The following is a 7,428-nucleotide window of genomic DNA, read 5'->3' as shown; positions in this document are numbered from 1 at the left end:
GGCTTCCGGCCCCCCCCCGCCGCTCCAGGCCCGCCGGGCCGCTCGCGGCCGGCCGCTCGCCGCCCGTCGACCGCCGGACCGCCGGACCCACCGGCCGGCTGCCGGTCACCCGACGCGGCGCACCGCTCGCCGGTCGCGGGGTTGACTTGAATCCCGGTTGAGGTTGTTCAGTGGGGGCGGGACGGCGGAAGGGGGACAGGTGCGCGCGGTGTGGCTGCGGGAGTTCGGGGGTCCGGAGGTGCTGGTGCCGGGGCCCGCGCCGGATCCGGTGCCCGGACCGGGGCAGGTGCTGATCGAGGTGGCCCACGCCAACCTCACCTTCGTGGAGACCATGTTCCGGGCGACCGGCTTCGGGCCGTTCCCCGCCACGCCGCCGCTGATCCCCGGCAACGGGGTCGGCGGCGTGATCGCCGCCGTCGGTCCCGACGTCGACCCGGAACTGGTCGGCCGGCGGGTGGTCAGCGGGACCGGCGGCTCGGGAGGCTACGCCGAGCGGGTCGTGGTGAACCACGACCTGCCCGTCGAGGTGCCCGCCGGGCTGCCGCTGGACGAGGCCGTCGCGGTGTTCGCCGACGGCCGTACCGCCACCATGCTGGCGCACACGGCGCAACTGCGGCCCGGCGAACGGGTGCTGGTCGAGGCGGCGGCGGGCGGGGTCGGCATCCTGCTGGCGCAACTCGCGGCGGCGGCCGGCGCGCGGGTCGTCGCCGCCGCCGGGGGCGCCCGGAAGGTCGCCCTGCTGCGCGAACGCGGCCTCGACGTGGTGGTGGACTACCGCCGCCCGGACTGGACCGACCAGGTCCGGGCGGCCACCGGCGGCGTGGACGTGGTCTTCGACGGGGTCGGCGGGGCGCTGGCCCGGGCCGCGTTCGACCTGCTGGACGCGGGCGGGCGGATGCTGAGCTTCGGGCTGGCCAGCGGCGCCTGGGCCGACCTGCCGGCCGACCTCGTGGCGGCCCGCGGCGTGACCCTGCTCCGCCCGACCGCCGACCCGCCGACGCTACGCGGGTTCACCGAGCGGGCGCTGGCCGAGACGGCGGCCGGGCGGCTGCGACCGCTGATCGGGCAGCGCTTCCCGCTGGAACGGGCGGCCGAGGCGCATGCGGCGATGGAATCCCGGGCCACCGTCGGCAAGACCCTCCTCGACCTCCACTGAGGCCGCCCGCGCGCCTGCCCGCGTCCGCGCGCCCGGGTCCGCCGTGGGCGGTCAGAGGTACATGCCGGTGCGGTGCTCATCCTGCGGGCGGGACGGCTTGTCCCCCTCGCCGAAGAAGCGCTTGCCGCCGAACTCACCGTGCAGCCGGTCGTCCAGTTCGTCTGCCAGCCCGGTCATCACCTGGACGGCGAGCATCAGGTGGGTGGGCTGGAAGTTCCGGCCGAAGACCGGGATGGAGGCCCAGACCGTGTCGTCGGCGCAGTAGAGCCGGCCGATCGGCATCCGGTTGGTCAACTCGGAGAGCTTCACGTAGAGGCGCTCGGTCGGCTCGACCTCGGTGAGCACCGGGGAGAAGACGTCGACCAGGGGCGGATTGTCGCGTACCCGGACGAAGACCATGGCGGAGCCGGCCCGGATGTTGATGTCACCGTCCGAGTCGACCTGCAACTGGTCGGACGTCGACTTGAGCATCGTGGAGACGACCGTACGGACCCGCTCCTCCAGCGCCAGCACGTCGTTCTCGCCGGCCTGGGCGGTGGCCGCCGCGGCCAGCGCCTCGTCGAGGTCGGACTCGACGTCCCGGTCCGGCCCGAACTCGCTCCGCGCCGTGCCCATGGGCTCCACCGGCAGCGGCTCCCCCTCGGCGTCGTGCACCAGGTAGACGAGGAAGGCGGGGTGCGGCGCGCCGTAGACGTCGCGCAGTGTGCGGGAGAGTACCGCCGCGAGCCGGGTGGCTTCGGAGACGTCGCAGCTCAGGCCGAACTGCTCGCCGGAGCCCTCGACCACGCCGGGCGGGGACCAGCCGAGCGCGATCATGTCGGCGACGGCGGCCCGATCCAGCCGGTAGCCCTGCGGCAGGGTGGCGTTGCCGACCGCCCGCGCGGCGAGCCTGCCCTCCGCGCCGGCGTCCACGCTGATCGAGTAGACGGCGTCCCCGGTGCCCGAGGCGGTGGGGTCGAGGGTCAGCTCCACGTGCGCGCCGGTGGGCAGGCCCCGCAGCCGGTCGGCCAGCGCGCGGGCGAACTCCCGCCAGGCCTCGGTCACCTTCGCCCGCAGGTCGGCGGTGGTCGGCTCGTCCAGCAGGATCGACTCGTACTGCTCCGGCGCACCGCCGGCCGGGTCATCCGTCGGCACCGAGGAGTGGTCTGCCGTCATGATCGCCTCCGTCCGTCATGGCCACCCTACCCACGGACGGTGGGGGCCGAATCAGGCCGACCTGGATCGGACACCGGCCCGCCAAGGGTCCGCCGCGACCAGCCACATCCCGCCGGCGAGCGGGCCGGTCGCCGCGCCGCGACGGCCGAGCCGGGCCGGCGCCGTCCAGCTGTCCGCCCACTCGGCCGGGCCGCCGCCCACCTCGATCGACTGTTCGCCCCGCGGGTGCCGTCCAGCTCGATCGGCTGTTCGCCGGCGGGCGCCGTCCAGCTCGATCGGCTGTTCGCCCCGAGCCCAGCTCGATCGGCTATTCGGCCGGGCCGGTGCCGTCCAGCTCGACCGGCCAGCTGGCGGCCAGCTCGCTGAGCCGGGACGCCGCCCCGGCGGCATCGGCGCCGCGCCCCACGGCGAGCCCCAGCAGGTACGCGGACACCGGCGCGCCCGGACGCAGCACCTGGTGGGCCACGTCCCGGGCCAGGTCGAGCACGACCGGCACGGGCACCTGAGCCGGGTCGAGACCCAGCTCGGCGCAGGCCGCCGTGACCCAGTCGTCCATCACCGTCATCGTGTCCACTCCTCGGCCCGGCGTACGTCATCGTCAGTGTCGCAGTCGAACCAGGGCGGCGGGCCGGAGCCGGACCAGGCCACCTCCCGCACCGCCAGCCCGGCCAGCAACGCCCGCACCGGAGCCCCGTCGAGCGTGTCGCCCCGCTGCCCGGCGAGCCGGTCCAGGGCGGCCCGCAGCGCGGCGACCCGCCACACGCCGCAGAGCTGCTGCCGACGCCCGTCACCGTCGACGTAGCAGGCCCCGTCGACCGTCGACCCGGCGAGCTGCCGCAGCAGGGCGTCGACCGCCTCGGCGGTGAGCAGCGGCAGGTCGGCGGCGAGCAGGGCGACGGTGGCCGTACCCGGGTCGAGCAGGTCGATCCCGGCCCGGGTGGCGGCGACCGGGCCACCGCCGAACGGCTCCTCCCGGGTCACCCGCACGCCGGGCGGGACGGAACCGGCCGCACCGACCACGATCCGCGACTCGGCCTGGGCGACCGCCGCCAGCACCCGGTGCAGCATCGGCCGGCCGCCGACCGGGCGCGCCGGCTTGTCCACCCCGCCCATCCGGCGCGCCGCACCACCCGCGAGCAGCACCGCCGCGTACGCCGTCACCCGGCCACGGTAACCCGGGCCGCCACCCACGGCCGCCGGGCGCCCGTGCGCACGGCGGCTTGGTCCACTCGGGGTGCGGCAGGTCGCCGTGTCCGAGCCCTCGATAATCGCCGTTCGCCGCAACCCGGGTGCGGCACCCGCCGCACGTCGCCCTGCGGAACGCGCCGGACGCCGCCCTGCGGCACGGACACAGCCCTCGCTCTGCGGCACCGGCCGGGGCCGTCGCCCTGCGGCGCGGGGCACACCGTCGCCCTGCCGAAACGCGCCGGGCCGCCGCCCTGCGGCACGCGCCGTACGCCCGCCGGGCGACGGGGCGGCCGGGCGGGGCAGGATGGCGGGATGGGACGGGCGACTGATCGGCGCGGGGTGCTCCGGATCGACCTCGACGCGGCGGCGGACGGACGCGCCCGGATCCGCAGGCAGGACACCCTGGCCGTGGAGGAGCCGTTGGAGATCCGGGTCGGCCGGGCCGGCCCCGGCCGGCGGCGCCCGCTCGCGGTGACCATGCGCACCCCCGGCGACGACCTGGACCTGGCGATCGGCTTCCTGCTCACCGAGGGGCTGATCCGGTCCGCCGACGACGTGCACACCGCCCAGCTCTGCGCCGGGGCGGAGACGCCGAACACCTACAACGTGGTCGACGTGGTGCTGGCCCCCGGCGTGCCGGAGCCCGCCACCGACCCGTCCCGCAACTTCTACACGACCAGCTCGTGCGGGGTCTGCGGCAAGGCGAGCATCGACGCCGTACGGACCCGCTCGCTCTTCGCGGTGCGGGACGACCCGGTGACCGTGCCGGCGGAGGTGCTGGTGGCCCTGCCGGACCGGCTCCGCGCGGCCCAGCGGGCCTTCGACCGGACCGGCGGACTGCACGCGGCCGGCCTCTTCACCCCGGACGGCGACCTGGTGGTGCTGCGCGAGGACGTGGGTCGGCACAACGCCGTCGACAAGGTGGTCGGCTGGGCGGTGCGGGAGCGGCGGCTGCCGCTGGCCGGGCACCTGCTGCTGGTCTCCGGCCGGGCCAGCTTCGAGCTGACCCAGAAGGCGTGGATGGCCGGCGTGCCGCTGCTCGCGGCAGTCTCCGCGCCCAGCACCCTCGCCGCCGAGCTGGCCGACGACGCCGGCATGACCCTGGTCGGCTTCCTGCGCGGCCGGACCATGAACGTCTACGCCGGCGCCCACCGGCTCACCGAGGTCGACTGAGCCGGACCCGGACCTGGTCGCCCGGCTGCACCGCCACGCCGGAGCCACCGACCGCGTCCAGCGGGCGGTACCCGGCAGCGTCGCCGGTGACGGGCCGGGCGCCGCAGATCCGCCCGGCCCGACGGCGGCAGCCGGCGCGGACGAACCGTCGCCCGTCATCAGACGCTCCGGCGTGGGATGCGGCGGCAGGCCCGGCGGCGGACCACCCCGGGAAAACCGACGGCCGGCCAACCGTCCAGCTCGGACGGGGGCACGCCGCGCCGGAGCAGGTCGTCGAGGAGCAGCGCGAGGGAGTAGTCGGGACGGGCGGCGAGCACCCGTTCCAGGGCCACCGCCGCCAGGGCGCCGTAGCCGGCCCGCCATGCGGCGAACACCAGCAGGCTGACTGATTTGATTAAGAATCCTCGGTGATCATAGATTGATCGTGTGGAATTTCTTCGGCTGTCAAAGGCCGTGAAGCGTCTCGGTGTTCATCCCGTGACGCTTGGTCTTTGGGCTGGCTCGGGGAAGATTCCGGTGACTTGGGTTGGCCGTGAGCGCCGGTTCTCCTCGATTGATGTCGAGGCGATGAAGGTTTCTACCGGCGGTGAGCGTTTTCGCTTGGGGGGCCTGTACGTGCGCGTCTGCGGCTCCAGTGGGCGGGAGTCTTCGTTGGAGGCGCACGAGAACGAGCTGCGGCCCACCTCCACCGGCGAGGTCGTCAAGGTTTTCCGTGACCGGGCCTCGTGCCTGCGGGAGGACCGGACCGGCCTCAACCGGCTGCTGCGGGCCGTTGCCGACGGAAGCATCACCGTGGTCCGGGTCACGCATGAGGACCGGCTTGCAAGGTTCGGTGTCGGCTGGCTCGAACACCTGCTCGCCGTGCACAGGGCCGCCCTCGAAGTGCTCCAGCCGAAGAAGCTCGGCGGGCGGGAAGAACTCGTCGAGGACTTCGTTTCTGTCGTCGCCACGTTCGTCGGGCGCCTGTACGGGATGCGACCGGCCGAGAACCGGGGTGGCCTGCTGGCCGAGTCGGGGCAATGCCAGGCTGGTGGCCGGTGAGCCGGAAGTTGCCGCTGGCCGAGGGCGAGACCTCCCGCACCGCGTGCGCGCGCATCCTTGTGCGTGCAGGTGTGGACGAGAAGACCGGCGAAGTCCTGTCCCAGGCCGTGCTTGCCGAACGTGTCGGCTGGTGTACCGGCCTGGTGGCGGGCATGGTCTGCGCTCTGATGGGCGAGCACTGGAACAGCGCAGATGTGGATGTGTTGGCCTCCGGGGAGGACGCGGGCGGTCGGAAACTGCCGTCGAACGCGTGGATGGCGCTGCGGCGCCTGGGCTGGACCGCCGCCACGCCTGAGGGTGTGAAGGTCAATGACCGGATCGTGCGCATGGCCCAGGAGCAGGCTGGGCGTGCTCTGCGCTCGGCGAAGTGGCGCGCTGATCTGACCGCCGGGGTGCTGGCGACGTGGCCGGCCGAGCCGCGTAAGCGCACTCCGGTCGAGTGGGATCAGGTGCGGGCCTCGATCCCTGGCGGGGAGTATCTGCCGTCCAGCATCATCAAGGGCCGAACCCGGCAGGCCGCCAAGTTCGGCAAGGCCAACGGCCGCCTGCCCGTGGACGTGTTCGAGCTCGAAGGCACCCCGAAGATCCCGCGGATGCTGCTGCTCGCCGCGTGCGACGGGCAGCAGGCCACGATCGAGCGTTCCGAGACCGACCCGGCGAGGGCGCTGCTCCGCTTGCAGCTGCCCACCCGTCCCGATCCGCAGGCGTACCGGGACTGGACGTGGGTGCAGTGCCCGATCACGCTGCCGTCCACGGTCCCTGCGGGCGCGGTTGTGCACCTGCCCACCCTCCGCGTAACCGGCCGGCAGGTGCGAGCCGATGTCGCGTACACGCACGCCGTGCCGAAGGCCCAGCGCGCTGGGCACACGGTGGCGCTCGGCGTGGACTGGGGACTCAACACCCTCCTCAGCGCGGGGGCCGTACGACTCCACGACAACGGCCGGATCACCTCCCTCGGCGCCGGTGCCCAGTTCCGCGCCGCCGGCGTCCTCGCCAAGCAGCACCGCCTCCGGCGCCTGTCAGAGCGGCTGCACGCCAAGGACGACCAGTACGTGCGGCTGATCGACGGCCGCCCCGACGAACACCTGACCGCGAAACACGAGGTGCTGCGCGGCGAGATCCGGCACGTGTCCGGTCGCAGGTCGCACCTCAACGACGCGCTCGCTTGGGCTGCCGCGCGCTGGGCCGTCGACCAAGCGATTGCCGCCGGGACGACCGTCATCTACCTCGAAGACCTGCGGTCGATGGAAGCCAAGGGCATGGGCCGCACCCACAACACGCGCCTGTCCCAGCAGGTGCGCGGCCAGATCACCGACCGCATGCGGCACCTCGCCGCCGAGGCCGGTATCGCCGTGGTCACCGTCCCAGCCCGGAACACCTCAAAGCACTGCCCGCAATGCCTGACCCCGCTGTGGCACCGCAAAGCCCCCGACCGGCCCACCACGGCGGGCTGGAAGTGGGCCATCTGCCCCAACAGAGAAAGCTGCGGCTGGCAGGGAGACCGCGACCACGGCGCCTGGCGCCGCATCGCAGCCCGCGGCCTGGCCCATCAGGCCAAAACCGTCATCGACCGCACCAACCATGCCATGATGATCCGCTCGGTCGTGGACAAGCTCGAAGCCAAAGCCGTCGTCACCCCGACCACCAAGGCCAGCCGCAAGGACCGGTCGAAGACCGGCCCCGCCCGACCCCACACCTCACGCCCCGCGCCCAGG

The 7,428-nt window shown here is 74.2% G+C and carries 7 protein-coding genes and 1 pseudogene; 4 read left to right on the top strand and 4 right to left on the bottom strand.

The genetic code is table 11. From position 1 onward, the window contains the following. Positions 1-199 precede the first annotated feature (199 nt). Positions 200-1,156, top strand: a complete 957-nt coding sequence (locus DKT69_RS32550) for a zinc-binding dehydrogenase (protein ID WP_109805252.1) — start codon at positions 200-202, stop codon at positions 1,154-1,156. Between the two features lie 51 nt (positions 1,157-1,207). On the opposite strand, the gene DKT69_RS32545 is transcribed toward DKT69_RS32550, so the two are convergent. The 3 genes from DKT69_RS32545 to mobA all read right to left on the bottom strand — a co-directional run bounded on the left by DKT69_RS32545 (position 1,208) and on the right by mobA (position 3,472). Beyond that, positions 1,208-2,311 carry a T3SS (YopN, CesT) and YbjN peptide-binding chaperone 1 gene (locus DKT69_RS32545; RefSeq protein ID WP_109805251.1) on the bottom strand — a complete coding sequence of 368 codons (1,104 nt, stop codon included), beginning with the start codon at positions 2,309-2,311 and terminating at the stop codon, positions 1,208-1,210. A gap of 307 nt (positions 2,312-2,618) precedes the next feature. Further along, positions 2,619-2,876: a DUF6457 domain-containing protein gene (locus tag DKT69_RS32540; protein WP_109805255.1), complete on the bottom strand. Its 258-nt coding sequence runs from the start codon at positions 2,874-2,876 to the stop codon at positions 2,619-2,621. Beyond that, positions 2,873-3,472 (bottom strand): molybdenum cofactor guanylyltransferase, encoded by a 600-nt coding sequence (gene mobA, locus DKT69_RS32535; RefSeq protein ID WP_109805254.1) that lies wholly within the window; start codon positions 3,470-3,472, stop codon positions 2,873-2,875. The genes DKT69_RS32540 and mobA overlap by 4 nt, the downstream gene beginning before the upstream one ends. 339 nt (positions 3,473-3,811) lie before the next feature. Here mobA and fdhD point away from each other — a divergent pair, with 339 nt between their 5' ends. Beyond that, positions 3,812-4,672: a formate dehydrogenase accessory sulfurtransferase FdhD gene (gene fdhD / locus DKT69_RS32530; RefSeq protein ID WP_109805250.1), complete on the top strand. Its 861-nt coding sequence runs from the start codon at positions 3,812-3,814 to the stop codon at positions 4,670-4,672. Positions 4,673-4,830: 158 nt separating this feature from the next. On the opposite strand, the pseudogene DKT69_RS32525 reads toward fdhD, so the two are convergent. Next, positions 4,831-5,055, bottom strand: a pseudogene (locus DKT69_RS32525) (DUF4192 family protein); the annotation flags it as partial. Between the two features lie 43 nt (positions 5,056-5,098). On the opposite strand from DKT69_RS32525, the gene DKT69_RS32520 reads away from it, so the two are divergent. Beyond that, the gene (locus tag DKT69_RS32520; protein WP_146231268.1) at positions 5,099-5,713 is read left to right on the top strand and encodes a recombinase family protein; all 615 of its coding nucleotides are present in this window, start codon (positions 5,099-5,101) and stop codon (positions 5,711-5,713) included. Next, on the top strand, positions 5,710-7,428 hold a 1,719-nt coding region (locus tag DKT69_RS32515; protein ID WP_109805253.1), incomplete at its 3' end, for a zinc ribbon domain-containing protein. The genes DKT69_RS32520 and DKT69_RS32515, both read left to right, overlap by 4 nt.

Origin of the sequence: Micromonospora sicca, from assembly GCF_003172935.1 — a bacterium.
Classification (GTDB): Bacteria; Actinomycetota; Actinomycetes; order Mycobacteriales; family Micromonosporaceae; genus Micromonospora; species Micromonospora sicca.
This window is presented reverse-complemented; position numbering and strand designations above follow the sequence as displayed.